At 67.4% G+C, this 15,789-nt stretch carries 15 protein-coding genes, 1 tRNA gene and 2 pseudogenes; 9 read left to right on the plus strand and 9 right to left on the minus strand.

Annotation, left to right across the window (positions count from 1 at the left end):
* Positions 1-10: 10 nt before the first annotated feature.
* From OG714_RS24255 to OG714_RS24265, 3 genes and pseudogenes are all read right to left on the minus strand, one after another.
* Positions 11-1,132 (minus strand): IS630 family transposase, encoded by a 1,122-nt coding sequence (locus tag OG714_RS24255; protein ID WP_406121327.1) that lies wholly within the window; start codon positions 1,130-1,132, stop codon positions 11-13.
* Positions 1,133-1,414: 282 nt separating this feature from the next.
* Positions 1,415-2,211: pseudogene (locus tag OG714_RS24260) on the minus strand (DUF6928 family protein).
* A 234-nt stretch (positions 2,212-2,445) separates the two neighbouring features.
* A complete protein-coding gene (locus OG714_RS24265; RefSeq protein ID WP_405973161.1) occupies positions 2,446-2,865 on the minus strand; it encodes a hypothetical protein in 420 nt (139 codons plus the stop codon).
* A 328-nt stretch (positions 2,866-3,193) separates the two neighbouring features.
* Between OG714_RS24265 and OG714_RS24270 the strand changes: the two genes are divergently transcribed.
* From OG714_RS24270 to OG714_RS24280, 3 genes are all read left to right on the plus strand, one after another.
* Positions 3,194-3,613: a hypothetical protein gene (locus tag OG714_RS24270; protein WP_406124004.1), complete on the plus strand. Its 420-nt coding sequence runs from the start codon at positions 3,194-3,196 to the stop codon at positions 3,611-3,613.
* A 169-nt stretch (positions 3,614-3,782) separates the two neighbouring features.
* Positions 3,783-4,022, plus strand: coding sequence for a hypothetical protein (locus OG714_RS24275; RefSeq protein ID WP_405973159.1), 240 nt, complete (start codon positions 3,783-3,785; stop codon positions 4,020-4,022).
* Between the two features lie 67 nt (positions 4,023-4,089).
* Positions 4,090-4,443 (plus strand): hypothetical protein, encoded by a 354-nt coding sequence (locus OG714_RS24280; RefSeq protein ID WP_406124005.1) that lies wholly within the window; start codon positions 4,090-4,092, stop codon positions 4,441-4,443.
* A 94-nt stretch (positions 4,444-4,537) separates the two neighbouring features.
* Here the strand turns inward: OG714_RS24280 and OG714_RS24285 are convergent, their stop codons facing one another.
* The 3 genes from OG714_RS24285 to dcd all read right to left on the minus strand — a co-directional run bounded on the left by OG714_RS24285 (position 4,538) and on the right by dcd (position 6,002).
* On the minus strand, positions 4,538-4,741 hold the full coding sequence (locus OG714_RS24285; RefSeq protein WP_406124006.1) for a hypothetical protein: 204 nt from the start codon (positions 4,739-4,741) through the stop codon (positions 4,538-4,540).
* Positions 4,742-4,902: 161 nt separating this feature from the next.
* A complete protein-coding gene (locus tag OG714_RS24290) occupies positions 4,903-5,424 on the minus strand; it encodes a phosphoribosyltransferase (RefSeq protein ID WP_406124008.1) in 522 nt (173 codons plus the stop codon).
* Between the two features lie 2 nt (positions 5,425-5,426).
* Entirely contained in the window at positions 5,427-6,002 is a 576-nt protein-coding gene (gene dcd / locus OG714_RS24295; RefSeq protein WP_033284765.1) for a dCTP deaminase, read from the minus strand.
* Positions 6,003-6,589: 587 nt separating this feature from the next.
* On the opposite strand from dcd, the gene OG714_RS24300 reads away from it, so the two are divergent.
* Positions 6,590-6,663 (plus strand) — tRNA-Gly (locus OG714_RS24300).
* A gap of 49 nt (positions 6,664-6,712) precedes the next feature.
* Here the strand turns inward: OG714_RS24300 and OG714_RS24305 are convergent.
* Positions 6,713-7,122: pseudogene (locus OG714_RS24305) on the minus strand (site-specific integrase); the annotation flags it as partial.
* Positions 7,123-7,187: 65 nt separating this feature from the next.
* On the opposite strand from OG714_RS24305, the gene OG714_RS24310 reads away from it, so the two are divergent.
* Positions 7,188-7,709, plus strand: coding sequence for a hypothetical protein (locus OG714_RS24310; protein WP_406124010.1), 522 nt, complete (start codon positions 7,188-7,190; stop codon positions 7,707-7,709).
* A 973-nt stretch (positions 7,710-8,682) separates the two neighbouring features.
* Here the strand turns inward: OG714_RS24310 and OG714_RS24315 are convergent.
* The gene (locus OG714_RS24315; RefSeq protein ID WP_406124012.1) at positions 8,683-9,228 is read right to left on the minus strand and encodes a hypothetical protein; all 546 of its coding nucleotides are present in this window, start codon (positions 9,226-9,228) and stop codon (positions 8,683-8,685) included.
* Between the two features lie 547 nt (positions 9,229-9,775).
* Complete coding sequence (locus OG714_RS24320; RefSeq protein ID WP_406124014.1) at positions 9,776-11,026, minus strand: DUF418 domain-containing protein; 1,251 nt, start codon at positions 11,024-11,026, stop codon at positions 9,776-9,778.
* A gap of 196 nt (positions 11,027-11,222) precedes the next feature.
* On the opposite strand from OG714_RS24320, the gene OG714_RS24325 reads away from it, so the two are divergent.
* The 4 genes from OG714_RS24325 to OG714_RS24340 all read left to right on the plus strand — a co-directional run bounded on the left by OG714_RS24325 (position 11,223) and on the right by OG714_RS24340 (position 15,652).
* The gene (locus tag OG714_RS24325; protein WP_406124016.1) at positions 11,223-11,891 is read left to right on the plus strand and encodes a response regulator; all 669 of its coding nucleotides are present in this window, start codon (positions 11,223-11,225) and stop codon (positions 11,889-11,891) included.
* 89 nt (positions 11,892-11,980) lie between these two features.
* Complete coding sequence (locus OG714_RS24330) at positions 11,981-13,066, plus strand: sensor histidine kinase (RefSeq protein ID WP_406124018.1); 1,086 nt, start codon at positions 11,981-11,983, stop codon at positions 13,064-13,066.
* Positions 13,067-13,175: 109 nt separating this feature from the next.
* Positions 13,176-14,096: a dihydrodipicolinate synthase family protein gene (locus OG714_RS24335; RefSeq protein WP_406124019.1), complete on the plus strand. Its 921-nt coding sequence runs from the start codon at positions 13,176-13,178 to the stop codon at positions 14,094-14,096.
* Positions 14,097-14,269: 173 nt separating this feature from the next.
* Positions 14,270-15,652, plus strand: coding sequence for an MFS transporter (locus OG714_RS24340; RefSeq protein ID WP_406124020.1), 1,383 nt, complete (start codon positions 14,270-14,272; stop codon positions 15,650-15,652).
* Positions 15,653-15,789 lie beyond the last annotated feature (137 nt).

Genomic DNA, 15,789 nt, shown 5'->3' on the forward strand with positions numbered 1-15,789 from the left:
GAAGGGGCGATCACGCTGCAGTTTTGAGGGGGCGTCCGCCCCAGCGGATGCCCTTCTCGCTGCGGATGCGGGCGCGCTCCTTGCGTTCGGCGGCCAGGACATCGCGGTGGCGTGCATTGGCGTTGCGCCAGCGCAGATAGGCGTGCAGGGCCCGGGTCTGCACGGTGTGGTTGGGGTAGTTGGAGTTGGCGATGGTGAACTGCCGCAGCGGTCCGAAGTCGGCCTCGATGGGGTTCGCCCACGAGGCGTAGGTCGGGGTGAAGCACAGCTCGACCTTGTGTTTCTTCGCCCAACGACGGATGTCCGTGCCCTTGTGGGCGGACAGGTTGTCCATGATCACGTAGATCGGTGCACCGTCGGGCCGGGCGGCGCGGATCGACTTCAGCGCAGTAAGCGTGTTCGCGGCACCTTTCCTGCGGCAGTTGACGCCCCACAGACGGTCGTCGCCGACGGAGTAGCAGCCGTGGAAGTAGCGCACCCCGTGCGTGCGGTGGTAGGTGGCCGGCACCCGGTCGGGATGTTTCCGTTTCGCCCAGCCCGAGCCCGCGGTGGGCCGGATGCCGAGCGGTCCGAACTCGTCGAAGGCGAACACCCGGTCGGGGAAGCGGTCAAGGACCTCCTCGATCCGTTCCAGCTTCGCCTCCCGTTCGGGGTCGGGTGATTCCTTCCAGGTCTTGGTGCGCTGGAAGGTGACGCCGCGGCGGGTGAGCGTAGACCGTAACGCCTCACGGCCGATACGGATCACCCGGCCGTGCACTTTGCGCAGGTAGGCGACGAGTTTGCGCAGTGACCAGCGGGTGAACGGCTGGCCGAGCTTGGCCGGTCGGGTGGTAGCCGTCGCCACGACGAAGTCCTCGTCGTCAGGCTTGAGCAGGCGGGGACGGCCTCCCGCCCACCGAGAGTCCAGGCAGGCCAGGCCGATCTCGTTGAACCGGTGGATCACATCCCGCACCGTGTCCTCGTCGGCCTGCACCAACTGGGCGATCACCGGCACCCGGTTCCCGCCGGCCGAGGCCAGCAGCATCATCGCCCGCCGGTAACGCACCGAACTCGTGCTGCCACGGCGCACGATCTGCTGCAGCTTCTGCCCCTCCTGGTCGGTCAGTCTGCGCACACGGACAGGCTCGGCCACCGCGCCTCCAGTAGTCGGATCGGACGTCACCCCACATCCAACCGCCACGACCACCAACCCGGCGAACCAACGCGGTCAGAGCACTAGAGCCCCGGTCACCGAATCACGGGCATCGGAACGCGAGCCTCAGGCAGGGCCGCTATGAGTGTCTAACTGCGTGACAACGCCGACGCACACCGGCAGACAAGCGCGGACGCCTACGGACCATCAGCACAGGTGAGTGGCGCGCGAGCCCAAGGCAGCACCCCCACCCAAGTTGCTTCGGGACGAAGAGGTCGTGGGCTAAAAGCCGTCGCGCTCGATGAGCGAACCATCCGGTCCCGGCGAGAAGAAGCGAGGCGGGCCCATGGCCTCCATCGCCCTCCGCAGCTGCGCCTCCTGTTCTGCGGTATCGGGCGCGTGCGGGTCCCTCACATGGAATCCGTGCAGGGCGATGCTGCCCGCATCGGTGTCCTCGGGCTCGGGGCGGCCCTCCAGGACGAACCCGTAGAGCGCGCGCAGCGCGTCCTCGCCGAGCTCCAGAGGATGGAAGGGCAACGCGTACGGTTCTTCGTCCTCGTCAGGCCATGGGATGACGTCGGCGGGACGGGCCCCGGCCCAGTAAGGCAGCTCAAAGGGGAGCGGCTCGCCGATGTTCTCGATGATCCCGCTGTCCGGAGACAGACTCAGTGAGCGCAGCAGTCGGCCGTCCTCCCAGAGGGCGACGCGAGCCAGTCGACGACGCTGTGCATGGCGTGCAGGACGAGCCGTCGGCCGGCGCTCGCTGCGACCAGGTGCTCCGGGAGCTGGGATGGGAAGTCGATCATTACTCTCCGGTCGCCCACGACATCCACGCCCGGCCAACTGGCTGCGTAAGCCGTGCCTTTCGGCGGGTAGACGCCGTCCCAGAGCTCAGTACCCGCGTGCGGTTCGATGTCGCAGGCCGGGTAGAGGCGCTGCATCATGGCCGACGTCCGCGCCAGGTCCGCCGTCCCTGCCTGTCGCAGGAGGTCCGGCACCTCGCCGTCGGCGTATACGAGCAGGCCCGTCTTGGCTCCCATGGTCCCTCCCCATAGCCTCACCCTCGCTGGCGGCACCATAGCCGTCCGCACTGACAGTGGAGCGAGCCGAGATCACACCCCACGAGTGGGGCCGCCTCCGGGCCAAGCGAGGGCGCCCGAGGTCACTCGACGACGCCCGACAGCGACAGCCGAGCCATTGCAACCAACAGTGAAGCCCCTGGTCAGAGGCGCTCGGTCATACGGGTTTCCCCCAGGGGCAGCAGTCGGGCAAAATGCGATGTCTCTTGCCGTCGAGGGTGAAAACGCCCCTTCTTAGATCTTGACCGGATCGTACGTGCCGTCATGGAACTTGAAGGTCTTCACCTCGATGTCGTACTCGTCGCGTATGTAGCCGCCGTAACCCCGGCGCGCGACGTAAGGAGCGATCAGCTCTAGCAGTGTGTCGAGGTAGAGCGTGAGGTCATCGACCCAGTAGATGCGCACGAACAGCTCCCACTCGTACAGCTTCCCCGATGACGTGGACTCCTGCACCGTGCGGTCCAGGAACACGATGTCGCCACCGGGAAGCCGGCTCCGGCCCGGGAGGAGCAACGGGTACGGGTGATCGTCTGGATCCAGGTCGTCCGGACCTTCGTCGTCAATGCCCATATGCCAGCGCAGGGCCGCCAGAACCGGGGCCGGCGTGTCGTCGCGCAGGAAGGAGGAGAAGACAACTTCGTAGTGGTCGCTCATGGCGCGCATTGTGTCCGACAGCACCGACATCACCATGTGATCGGTGACAGGCCACGTGCCAGACGTGTGCCAGATCGTGCGGGGAGTCAGGGGGAACACTGGGGAACCAACCGACCGGCCACCGAGCCCCGATGCTGCTTCACCGCAGGTCAGCCTCAGAACGGGCCGCAGATAACCTCAGCTTCCCAAGCTCAGGGCCAATCGATGCCACTAGCCTGAGCCCGTGTCGATGGATCAAGGGTCAGCCGGTGCCCTTCAGTTGAAGTGGGAACTCTCAGGGCATGGTTGGGCAAGGTGCCACCTGTCCGATGACTCCCAGACGGCATCGGTGACCGCCAGCTACTGCACTGACGCGTTGGCGGACCTTGTAGCGGGAGCAGGCGAGTTGTACGGGCAGCAGCGCTCAGCCCGGTTCTTCTTCGACGCCGAGCCGCAGGAGTTTCGCTGGGTGCTCCGCACAACGGATGACGCGGTCAACGTGACGATCTGCAAGTTTCCCGACGTCGCCGTCAGCCCCGACCTTCCGGACTTCCATGGCACGGTGATGTGGCAGGCGACCTATCCGCGTTCGGCATTCGCTCACGCTGTTTTGGAAGCGGCCCACACTGTGCTCACGGAGCATGGCGAGGCCGGCTATCTCGCCGAGTGGGCAATGCATCCCTACCCCGTCGCACTCGTCCAGGACCTCCGCAGGCTGCACATGCGCGACGACGTCTGCGACCTGCCCCACGGCCTGCCGTGCCCGTAGGGGCACGGCAGGCCGTCCCAGATTCCGTCTCGTTCAACCCCGTTCACCGCCCCACCACCACAGCTGCAAAGCGTGCACCCTCGATGCCTGGCGGTCCCTGAGTACGCGATGCTTGGGCATGACCCGTGAACCCAGCGCTGCTCCGTCGATGACCACTCGCATAGATACGGTGACCGACGGAGTCACCAGAGTCTTCACGTGGGAGGAAGGCGCGCGCGTCGAAGTCCGCAACTTGGGCGGAGAGGTCGTCATCGAGGCTAACGCTGCCGGGTTGAGGACGCTGGCAGGCCACCTCCTCACCCTCGCCCAGGACGCCACACCAGATGGCACTCACCTTCACCTGGACGAGAACAACGGACTCAAAGAGAGGTCCATAGGCCTCGTACTGGAGAGGTGTGACGACGAATGACTCTTGCTCCAGGCCACTCCGTAGGCCTCACGTCAGAGTGCGTGGCCTCAGCGGACTGGAGGTCCTCATGACCAACGATCGGCACATCGACGACCACGCAGCCATATCCATGCTGACCTACTCCGCCGTGATCGACATTCGTGCCATGGCCCGGCAGCACAAGGCACTGGCCAGTTGGCCCGATGATGACTACGTCGCATGCATCGCCTGGCTTGCCGACCTTGTTCACAACGTTGCCATGGGTGCGAGACGAGAACCCCTGTGGAAGTTCTGGCGTAAGCAGAACCGCCCCATGGCCTATACCTGGAGTGTGGCAGGCCCGGCCGGCCAAGCATGGATCCTGGCGACTCTCTCCAAGAATGGACTGGAGTGGACCCCACCGCCGCCCATGTCCGTCCTGGTCAGTGACATCCACGGCTGAGATGTGCGTAACTCCCCACGGAGCCAGCCGGGTTCCGTTGCCCCTGAGCAGCGGCCGTTCAGGTCAGCGGCCCGCTTCGGCTGGGTCGGCTGGATCAGGAGTAGAAGCCTCGGCCGTATTCGTTCCGGCTCACATCGAAGTCGTCCGGACGATCGCGGCGAAGTTCCTCGTACCGCTGCGCGAAGACATCGAGCGCCTGGTGGAGAGTGCACCCCAGCGTTTCGCGGATCGTCCTGAGAGCCGCGATGATCCGCTGCTCCAGGATGTCGCGGTCCACACTCTCGGGCATCTGTTCCATGGCGCCGTGAGCCTACCCGGCGCGGATTACGGACCTTCAGCCGAACAGAACCCGCCGCCTGAGAACTCTGCGAACCCGAACCCACCTGGACAAGAGGCCCCCGGTTATCAACCGGGGGCCTCTTCGCTCACCAGGACCGCAACCCCAACGACATCCGCAGGTCAGACAGCTTCCCTGTTCGGCTTCGCCGCTTCTCCCGACCTACGTACCGGAGGCAACACACTCCACGGGAAGTTGATCCACTCGTCGGTTCGCTTCCACACGTACTCGCACTTCACCAGCGACTGCGACTTCTCGTAGACGACCGCGCTGCGGACCTCGGCGACGGTGTCGAGGCAGAAGTCGCGGACCAGTTTGAGGGTCTTGCCGGTGTCGGCGACGTCGTCGGTGATCAGGACCTTCTTGGAGGAGAAGTCGATCGCGTTGGGGATGGGGGCGAGCATCACCGGCATGTCGAGGGTGGTGCCTACGCCCGTGTAGAACTCGACGTTCACGAGGCTGATGTTCTTGCAGTCGAGGGCGTAGGCGAGGCCGCCTGCGACGAAGACTCCGCCGCGGGCGATGCTGAGGATGACGTCGGGCTCGTAGCCGTCGTCGGCGATGGTCTGGGCGAGTTCGCGCACGGCGACGCCGAACGCCTCGTAGGTCAGGTTCTCCCGTACGCCCTTGTCCGTGTCGCCCATGCTCACACCTGCGTCCGGTGGAAGTTGAGGAAGGAACGGGAGGCGGTCGGACCGCGCTGGCCCTGGTAGCGGGAGCCGTAGCGCTCGCTGCCGTAGGGGAACTCGGCCGCCGAGCTGAGCTGGAACATGCACAGCTGGCCGATCTTCATGCCCGGCCAGAGCTTGATCGGGAGGGTCGCGAGATTGGAGAGCTCCAGCGTCACGTGCCCGGAGAAACCGGGGTCGATGAACCCGGCGGTGGAGTGCGTGACGAGCCCGAGCCGGCCGAGGGAGGACTTCCCTTCGAGGCGCGAGGCGAGATCGTCGGGGAGCGTGACGACCTCGTAGGTCGAGGCGAGCACGAACTCACCGGGGTGGAGGATGAACGGCTCGTCGCCCTCCGGTTCCACCAGCCTTGTCAGATCCGCCTGTTCGACGGACGGGTCGATGTGGGGGTAGCGGTGGTTCTCGAACACCCGGAAGTAGCGGTCGAGGCGCACGTCGACACTCGACGGCTGCACCATGGATTCGTCGTAGGGATCGATCCGGACCCGCCCGGCGTCGATCTCGGCCCGGATGTCCTTGTCTGAGAGAAGCACGCCCCGAGGATACGCAAGACGCGCGGACCGACCACAATCGGACGGACCCGCGCGCCAGCGACTACGGCGATACCGCTGCTTCTACGAGGGCGATACCGCTACTTCTAGTGCTATCTCTAGTGCTACTTCTACTGCTACTGCTACTGCTACTGCTTCTACTGCTTCTCCAAGGTCACCAGCACCACACTGCGGAGCCGGGCACACCGTGGACACCGCACGAGCCGGCCAGGGCCGAGCCGCTCCGCCTGCTGCATCGGGAACGAAGCGGTACTGAACACGTGCCCATCGGCACATCGGACGACGGTGCGCTCCATCAAGTCCATGAGTCCCTTCCCCAAGAGCCGCGCCCGGCTGCTGCTCGCCGGACGCCAAATGCCACATTACGGGATGAAAGGCACGACTCTCCAGGCGGCACTCCGGTCCCACCCAGACCCTCTTCCACGCCTCCACCGTACGCCCCAACTCCAGCCCGCCGCAGCCTCGTCACCCGTCCCGTAACGCACTCGAGCCCCACGGCTTCAGCGCCCGGGGCTCGACATGCGGTAGAGTGACGGAGCGTTCCGACACCGGTTCAACCGGCGTTTTTCGCGGGTGTAGTTTAGTGGTAGAACATCAGCTTCCCAAGCTGAGAGTGCGAGTTCGATTCTCGTCACCCGCTCCATGACAAAGGCCCAGGTCATTGACCCGGGCCTTTTTGCTGTCCTCGGCGATCAGTTGCCGCGTGCCAGATTCGCGCCAGAACGTTGATCGTCGGGGTCGGCGGTCTCCGGTTCTGGCACGGCAGCAGCTTCCTGGCGTGCCTTGCGTACGGTCGCGTCGAGACCGGCTGCAACTTCCTGCTGTCGGTCCTCGTCGGAGTGCTGGTAGATCAGCGCGGCTTTCTCGGAGGACTGGCCGGCGCGGACGATCGTGTCCTTGAGGGTGGCGCCGGAGCGGGTCGCGAGCGTGTGTCCGGTATGGCGGAGGTCGTAGAAACGGAAGCCGTCCGGGAGGCCGACGGCGGTGCGGGCCCGACGCCGCTTTCGGCCGAAGGAAGTGCGGTGGAAGGGGCTCCTTTCTCACCGACGAAGAGCAACCCGTCCGGCATCTCCTCCGCGGACCACGCGAGGTGTTGCTTCACGTGCAGTTGATGCTCGGACCTACGCACTCTGTCCAAGTTGGTCAGGGTGACTCACACTGTGCCTCATGGACGATGGCGCTCTGTGGGTGGCGTTGTTGACTGCGGCCACAGCAGTGGTGGCCAGTTGGGTGACCAGCAAAGGTAACGCCCAAGCCGCTCGCGTACAGGCGCGGGCGGCTGCTGAAGCCGCTGAAGTTGCCCGGAAGCGCGAGGCACGCAGAGCCACACATCTGGGTTTCATCCAGCAAGCCAACGACATGGGGATCTTGTACCGCAGAATCCCCAGGTATTTGAAGGTGGAAGACCAAGCGGCACGCCGGGCATCCCTCGCAGAGCTCCGGGATCAACTGCGTGACGCCTACGGACCGTTCATGCGTTCACTGGCTGTCGTCTCCCTGGAATGCCGCCCCGGGCCGACAGCCGCGGCGAACGCGGTCCATACAGCGTCTGGCGAGGCGTACGTCCGCCTCATAGCCGTCGAGGAGGAGATCCAGGAGGCCGACGGTTTCCGCCAGGCCGTTGACGTCTATCTGGCCTCGGTCGATTCGTTCATCGAAGCCGCACGGCAAGCCGAGCATCACGTGTAGAGATCTACTCTTGCCAACCGGCCGGGACGATCAAACCAAAACCGGCTGCGAGCCGATTCACCACTACTCACGGGATTCGACCACTATTTCGACACTATTCAGAACCCCCTCCCGTGTTAGGTTGACTAACCTTCTCGGCCATGTTGGAGACAGCCCTGATGCCGAAGTAGGCTGTTGTGATCGCCACTATTGAGGTAAAGGCGCTGGTGAGTATCGCGACAGCCCACTGAGCGTCACCACTAGCTTTGTGCACGCCCCAGATCGCTGCTCCTGCGATCGCGGCATCACCGGCAATCACGATTAGCGCACCTGTTACCGTACGGATTTGCGCAGTGAGGGGTCTACGGCTGCCCGAGGTGCCGGCGTCCGTCTGCGGCTCGCTCGGCCAACGTAGAGCGACGATGGATAGGATTAGCGCGGCAACGAATACGGCCACGCCGAGTATTACGTAGAAACCCATGGTTCCTCGCCTCCCGCGTCACGGGAATGAATGACTCGGCATTGTGTGGAAATTCCGTACTTACAATTATCTCGCTCGATGCCCCTGAGTGCACGCCGAGAATGGGTAGTCGCGGCGTGCGTGATGTCAGCGACCTCCGCCCCAACATCTACGACGTGCACGCAACAGCCGGATAGCGGGCCCGAACAGGCCGTCGTATTCCCGCTACAGGGTCAACTTGCAACCATCACGCACCAGATGACGTTCTCTCAATTCTGACGTCCCCGGGGCGCATACGCATCCGAAACACCGCCATGGTCAAGCGGTGATCGCTCTCGTGTTGGTGCGCATGAGACACCGGACCACGGAGGTAAGCCCCGGCTCCGACAACCAGCCGCCCATGAACCCAGGTGAGCGACCCCGCACCCAACCCACCTCCCCAACACCACAGTTGGAAAGCGAAGCGTGCTGGGGATCATGCCTGTCATCGGCTAAAGCGCGCGCCGTCGATCCATCACCTGCACCTCGGTTGCGTTACAGCTGCCGGGGATCCTGTCCAAGGATGACCGGATCTTCGGCGCGCAACCGGAACGATGCCTGCACACCCAGGCTTTCTCGCGCAGCGATGTAGTACGCGTCGCGCTTCTCCTGGAACTGCCTGAACGCTCGCGTCCAGTCCTCCGCCGTACCCGAGCGCATATCGCGAACGAACTGCTCCAGCACCCACGCGTGGCGTTGCAGTGTCCGCGCCGCCGAGATGGTCTCGGCGTCTCCCATGAGAAGAACGGCCTCGAACGCGTACCCACGCTCCAACTCGGCGTCGGCCAGACGCTCCAGACCGACGTCTCCTGTCAAGGGTTGGGGGAGGTCAAAGAGCCCTTTGCCCGCTGCCAGGCGGCCGGCCACCGACGTGAATCTCTTGATGGAGTCGGCATATCGAAGGTAGGCCTCCAAACGACGCTCGTCCCAGCGCGTCGAGAGCTGGCGCCGCCATCGTGCTCTCTCTGTCAACGCCCCGCCCACGTACGACGCGGCCGCGCCCACGAGCACACCCGCCAAGGCGAACAGCTCTCCCGACATGTCCCCCCGATCAGATAGACACAGCGTGGACACTACTTGCGGAGCCTCACAGCCGAAAGGGCGATCTTCACACCGACCGTTCGCCGGGCGATGGCAGCACGAGGCCCGGCATCACAGTGAAAGCAACCGTCCCCGACGATGCCCTACCTCAACCGTTCGCCCAGGTCAGTGCCCGCCCCGCCCCCATGCCCGCCATCCCCACCAGGTACGACCGTTCGCGAAGACGCCGAACGCCGTCGCGTTACGGGCCGTCCCGAGGAAGGGGACGGCGTGCGAACTCCCCCAAGAGATCGGCCGCGCCCGCCGGCACCACCCTGCCCTGCGAATACAGCTCTACGGCGATGACGTCGACGCCGACATCGACGTCGACCTGCCGCAAAATCAAGGGAGTTGGCAGGGCTGGCCTGGGCGACCGGCCCCCGCTCATCACCCGGCGCGGCCGCCGTCCCGGACCGGGACCCCGTCGAAGCCGACCTGACGACGATGACGCTCCGGTCACTGCTGCCGCTGCCCCTGCCCCCGGCCCGGCCCGCCCCGCCCCCGGAAGCTACGCAATGTGCCGCGCAGGCCAAGTGGCCGCATACAGCAGATACTCCAGTGGCCCGCGCCTGAAGCGACGGGCCCACACCGTGGACACCAGCACGGCGGCGGTGATGAACGCGAGCAGTGCCGGCAGGCCGGCCATCGTCTCGTCCTCGACCGCGGCCACAGGCCAGACGTCGGTCAGGAGCCAGAGGGCGACGATGTGCAGGACGTAGGCGGTCAGCGCCATCGCGCCGACCGTGGCGACGGGCCTCGTCAGCCGGGTCAGGCGTGGCATCCGGTCGGCGACCGTCAGGCATCCGGCGATCACCACGAACGCGACGCCCGTGTTGCCGAGGACGGAGAGGGTCGTCTGGCTGTGCGGTGCGGCGACCAGGAGCCAGGCGAGCGGTGTGCCGTTCTCGGGTTCGCCGACCGTGTCGGACCACCAGGCCGATGACGCCGAACCGCCGCCCGTGGCCGACGCGATGGTGGTGAGCGCGTGCGGGACGAGGTGCAGGGCCAGCCAGGAGCCGCCGTAGCCGATGACCGCGAGCGCACCGCCGGTCAGGGTGAGCCGGGAGCGGGTCCCGGGTCGGGTGAGGTCGAGGCGGGCCAGTGCCATGCCGGCGATCAGGAACGGTGCCCAGGTCAGGGCCGGGTACGAGCCGGTGAACAGCAGCTCTACGACGCCGTCCGTGCCGCTGATCCGGGCCAGCGGGTCCGCCTGGACGACGGTGTCCGACCACCCGCTCTCCTCTATGGACTTCCTTACCGCGTAGAGGACTTGGGGCAGGATCAGTGCGCCGGCGGCGGCGATCTGCGCGAGGGTCGCGGCGCGTAGCCGGTGCAGGGGGAGGACGGTGAGGAAGAGCAGGCCGTAGCAGCTGAGGATCACCTCGACCTCGGTGTCCAGGGCGGTCAGGGCGTAGCCGAGTGCCAGCAGGGCTACGGCGCGGATCGCGACCCTCGTCAGCGCCTGGCGTCCGGCGCGGCCGGGCCGGGGGTGGGGGCGGCCGGTGATGATGATCAGCGAGAAACCGGCGAGTACCGCGAACAGGGCGGAGGAGCGGCCTCGTGCGGTCTCCAGCAGGAAGCCGACGGGGCCGCCGACCGTGACGTCGGGGCCGACGTGGGCGGAGTACATGCCGAGGACGGCGAGCCCGCGCGCCAGGTCGACACTGATCAGCCGTCCGGTCGTTGGAGCGTCGGAGGGGACCGGGCGCCGCTCGGGTAACGCGGCCGGCGGCGCGGTGGGCGGTGCGTCGTGTGTCATGCCTTCAGGGTTCGCGGGCGGCGGGGGACAGCACACCCGGCGACCGTCCGGTTCCGGCCCGCCGACCGGCCGGAACCGCACCGGCCGACCGGATGGTCCCTGCCGACGAGAGGCCGGAGCCGATCCGGTTCCCGCGGACGGGCACCGTCGGCCGTGCTATCCCTCGAACGGCAGGCAGTTGAGGAGCGGAGCGCGCATGATCCGGGTACTTGTGGTCGACGACGAGGCTCTCGTCCGCACCGGCTTCACCCATATCCTCAACGCCGCGGACGGCATCGGAGCCGTGGCGGCGGTTCCCGGTGGTCAAGCTGTCCTGGCCGTACGGGAGTTGGGGCCCGATGTCGTCCTGCTCGACATCCGGATGCCCGACGTGGACGGGCTGACCGTCCTGGCCGAGCTGCGCCGGCTGCCGGACCCTCCCGTGGTGGCGATGCTGACGACGTTCGACACCGACGAATACGTCGAGGCGGCGCTGCGCTCCGGCGCCGCCGGTTTCCTCCTCAAGGACACCGACCCCGAGCAACTGCCCGGTCTGATACGCGCATTGGCCGAGGGGAGGACCGTGCTGTCGTCGCAGGTCGTACGCACGGTGGTGGACGGCTTTCTCGACCAGGGCGGGCGTGAGCCGTACGCCGTTCAGCTCGTCGACCGGCTGAGCGGTCGCGAGCGTGCCGTGCTCGCGCTGATGGCCGAGGGCCTGTCCAACACCGACATCGGCGACCGGCTGCACCTGAGCACCGGCACCGTCAAAGGCCATGTCAGCGCCGTGTTCGAGAAGTTGCGGGTCGACAACCGGGTGCAGGCCGCGCTGGTCGCCGAGCGGGCGGGTCTGCTCAGGCCGCCCGGGGACGGAGCCGCCCGGTGAACCCGCGGCCGAATCCCCGGCTGACAGACCCGCATCCCCGGCTGACACATCCGAGTCCCCGGCCGAACTCCCGTCGCCCGCCTGCCCTGTTGCTGGACGCGCTGCTGGTCTGCGTCGCGCTGCTGGACCTGTGGGTGAACTTCGACGGCGAGAACCACCCGGCCACCGCCTACGGCCTGCTCGCCGCCCTGGCTCTCACCCTGCGCCGCCACCGGCCGCTGCTCGCCTTCGCCCTCACGCTGCCCTCCGCCCTGATCGGCGACGCGGCGTTCGCCACGATGGCCGCGCTGTACACCCTCTCCTCGCTCTGCCGCCATCGCGCGCTGCTCATCGGCTGTGCTCTGGCCTTCGCCACCGTCGACTTCATGCCCTGGCCGTGGACGTCCCTCGATGTCGACGAACTCGACGAGACGTACAGCCTGGTCCACCTCACCTACACGCTCGCCACGGCCGCCGCCCCGGTCTTCCTCGGTCAACTCGTGCAGGCCCGAAGGGAGTTGACGCTCCGCCTCGCGGAGATCTCGGCGGCCCGTGAGCAGGAGCAACTGCTCAGCGCCCAGGCCGTGTTGGCGAAGGAACGCGCGCAACTCGCCCGTGAGATGCACGATGTGGTGTCCCATCAGGTCAGCCTCATCGCCGTGACCGCCGGCGCGCTCCAGGTCGGCAGTCCGGACGCCGAGGCGAGAGCGGCCGGGGCCACGATCCGCCGGCTCAGCGTGCAGACCCTGGAGGAGCTGCGCCACATGGTCGGCGTCCTGCGCGCCTCCGGCATCCGCCCCACCGAGCTCACGCCCCAGCCCTCCCTCGCGGACCTGCACCAGCTGATCGGCACCAGCGGCATCGAGACCGAACTGGACACGGACCTGCCCGACGGACTCCCGCCCACCCTCCAGCGCGCCGTCTACCGCACGGTCCAGGAGGCACTCACCAACGTCCGTAAACACGCCCCCGGCGCCACCGCGACGGTCCGTATCCACCACCGCGACGGCGCCCTCCGAACCACCGTCACCAACACCACCGCCACCCGCCCCGCGCTCCCCCTGCCCGGCGCCCACCACGGCCTCGTCGGCCTGCGCCAGCGTGCCGAACTCCTCGGCGGCACCATCACCTCCGGCCCGACGACCGACGGCGGCTACGAACTCCGCCTGGAACTGCCGTCCGACGACCCGCCGTGACCTCCGTCCGCTCAGGACACCGGCCACAATCTCCCTCCGCACCTCTTGACGGAGCCCGCGCCAGGTTGTGCAATCGATTCCGTCATCGATTGCTCAAGGAGTGTGGCTGATGAATCCCATGGACCTGCGCGGCCTCGTCCCGGCCCCCGTCACCGCGTTCACCTCCGACGGCGAGGTCGACCACGCGGCCAACGCCGACCTGGCGCGCTGGCTGGTCTCCGTCGACGGGGTGAAGGGACTGGTGTGTCTCGGGCACGCCGGTGAGGGCACGTACCTGACGGCCGAGGAGCAGGTCGCGCTCATCCGTACGCTGGTGGAGGCCGTGGGCGACCGGGTGCCGGTCATCGCGGGCATCACCGGCGAGGGCACGATGACGGCGGCGCTGGAGGCACGGCGCGCGGCGGACGCCGGTGCGACCGGTGCCCTGGTCTACCCCTCGCACGGCTGGCTGCGCTTCGGCTTCCAGGCCGGTGCCCCGCAGGAGCGCTACCGGGCCGTCCACGAGGAGTCCGGCCTCCAGTGCGTCCTCTTCCAGTACCCGGACGTCACCAAGGCCACCTACGACCTCGCCACCCAGCTGGACATCGCCGCCCAGCCCGGTGTCGTAGCCACCAAGAACGGCGTGCGCAACATGCGCCGTTGGGACACCGAGATCCCCGTCCTGCGGGAGAACTTCCCCGACCTGCAGATCCTCACCTGCCACGACGAGTACCTGCTGCACACGATGTTCGACGTCGACGGCGCCCTGGTCGGCTACGGCGGCCTGGCCCCCGAGCCGCTGGTCGAGCTGATCGAGGCCGGCAGGGCGCGGGACTACGCCAGGGCCCGGGAGATCCACGACCGGCTGCTGCCGGTGACCAAGGCGGTCTACCACCGCGGTTCCCACATGGAGGGCACCGTCGCGCTCAAGATCGGCCTGCGGGCCCGCGGGGTCCTCAAGGACGCCACCGTCCGTCAGCCGCTCCAGCCGCTGGGCGAGGCCGCGGTCGCCGAGATCGAGACCGCCCTCCAGCAGGCCAAGCTCATCTGACGGGCCCCACCGCCTCCTGTCTCCCATCGGTCCCGCGGGCATTCCCCCACCCCGCCGGGCCATGACAGCATCGGCGGCCCCTGCCGCTGATCCCGTCCCCGTCCCCGTCCCCACCCGCCGGCGTGCCCCGTTCAGCAGCGCGCCGGCCCACCACCTCAACGGCGAGGAACACCATGACGACCCACGTCGCCGACGAAGGAGCAGCGAGGACCGCCAACGCAGAACTGGTCGCCCGCCTCGAACGCCTCCCCGTCACACGCCGCCTCACCCTGATCCGCGTCATCGTCGGCAGTGCCACCTTCTTCGACGCCTACACCGTCCTGGCCATCGCGTTCGCCATGCCGGAGCTGGTGGACGCCTGGAACCTCAGCGACTCCCAGGTCGGCCTGATCCTGTCGGCCGGCTATCTGGGTCAGCTGGTCGGCGCGCTCTTCTTCGGCTGGCTCGCGGAGCGGATCGGCCGGCTGCACACGCTGTTCATCACCATCGTGCTGTTCGTGGCGATGGACATCGCCTGCCTGTTCGCCTTCAGCGGCACGTCCATGATGCTCTTCCGGTTCGTCCAGGGCATCGGCACCGGCGGCGAGGTACCGGTCGCCAGCGCCTACGTCAACGAGTTCATCGGCGCCCGCAAGCGCGGTCGCTTCTTCCTCCTGTACGAGGTCATCTTCCCGGCCGGACTGATGGTCGCCGGTATCGCGGGCTACTTCCTGGTGCCGGTGTTCGGCTGGCAGGCCCTCTTCGTCGTCGGCCTCGTCCCCGCGGTGCTGGCCATCCCACTGCGCATGCTCATGCCGGAGTCGCCGCGCTGGCTCTCCGCCCAGGGCCGCCACGAGGAGGCCGACGCCGTCGTACGGAAACTGGAGGACGACGCGGTCCGGCAGGGCCTGCCGCTGCCCGAGCCGACGCCCCGCCCGGTGGACCCCAGGGCCACGGCCCGCTCCGACTGGCGCGAGCTGTTCCAGGGGATCTACCGGAAGCGCACGCTGATGATCTGGGCCCTGTGGGTGTGCGTCTACATGGTCAACAACGGCCTGGTGACCTGGCTGCCCACCCTCTACAAGAAGGTCTTCCACCTCTCCCTGGAGACCAGCCTCGCCTACGGCTGGATCACCTCGGGCGTCGGCGTCGTCGCCTCGCTCGCCTGCGCGCTGCTGATCGACCGGGTCGGCCGCAGACGCTGGTACGCCGTCGCGTTCCTGGCCGCCACCGTGCCACTGCTCCTGCTGACAGCACTGGGAGCCACCTCGGCCACCCAGGTCGTCATCCTCGCGCCCGTCGCCTACGCGATCCTCCAGACCATCTCGTTCTCGCTCTACCTGTACTCCGCCGAGCTGTACCCCACCCGGCTGCGGGCGATCGGCACCGGCTTCGGCAGCGCCTGGCTGCGGGCGGGCTCGTCGATCGGCCCGCTGCTGGTGGGGTGGATCGTCGCCGACCTGGGCATCCGCTACGTCTTCGCCGCCTTCGCCGCCGTAGCACTCCTCGGCGGACTGGTCACCCTCGGCTTCGCCATCGAGACCAAGGGGCGGGTCCTGGAGGAACTCTCCCCCTGAGCCCGGGCCGGAGCCCGCGCCCCGTCCGAGCGGCATACGGCCCGGACGGGGCTCAGGCACGTTGCTCACCCGGTGTGCAATCGATTTCACCACGGCTTGCGGGACGAGTACGCTGAGCGTCCCAGAGGGCGCGAGCG

Origin of the sequence: Streptomyces sp. NBC_00989, from assembly GCF_045162655.1 — a bacterium.
In the GTDB taxonomy this organism is placed as follows: Bacteria; Actinomycetota; Actinomycetes; order Streptomycetales; family Streptomycetaceae; genus Streptomyces.

What these genes read in the sequence shown, in the direction of transcription:
- OG714_RS24265 (WP_405973161.1), bottom strand. Translation starts at nt 2,865, where the DNA reads ATGAGCGACCACTACGAAGTTGTCTTCTCCTCCTTCCTGCGCGACGAC.
- OG714_RS24280 (WP_406124005.1), top strand. Translation starts at nt 4,090, where the DNA reads ATGACCAACGATCGGCACATCGACGACCACGCAGCCATATCCATGCTG.
- OG714_RS24285 (WP_406124006.1), bottom strand. Translation starts at nt 4,741, where the DNA reads ATGGAACAGATGCCCGAGAGTGTGGACCGCGACATCCTGGAGCAGCGG.
- OG714_RS24290 (WP_406124008.1), bottom strand. Translation starts at nt 5,424, where the DNA reads ATGGGCGACACGGACAAGGGCGTACGGGAGAACCTGACCTACGAGGCG.
- OG714_RS24310 (WP_406124010.1), top strand. Translation starts at nt 7,188, where the DNA reads ATGGACGATGGCGCTCTGTGGGTGGCGTTGTTGACTGCGGCCACAGCA.
- OG714_RS24315 (WP_406124012.1), bottom strand. Translation starts at nt 9,228, where the DNA reads ATGTCGGGAGAGCTGTTCGCCTTGGCGGGTGTGCTCGTGGGCGCGGCC.
- OG714_RS24320 (WP_406124014.1), bottom strand. Translation starts at nt 11,026, where the DNA reads ATGACACACGACGCACCGCCCACCGCGCCGCCGGCCGCGTTACCCGAG.
- OG714_RS24325 (WP_406124016.1), top strand. Translation starts at nt 11,223, where the DNA reads ATGATCCGGGTACTTGTGGTCGACGACGAGGCTCTCGTCCGCACCGGC.
- OG714_RS24335 (WP_406124019.1), top strand. Translation starts at nt 13,176, where the DNA reads ATGAATCCCATGGACCTGCGCGGCCTCGTCCCGGCCCCCGTCACCGCG.
- OG714_RS24340 (WP_406124020.1), top strand. Translation starts at nt 14,270, where the DNA reads ATGACGACCCACGTCGCCGACGAAGGAGCAGCGAGGACCGCCAACGCA.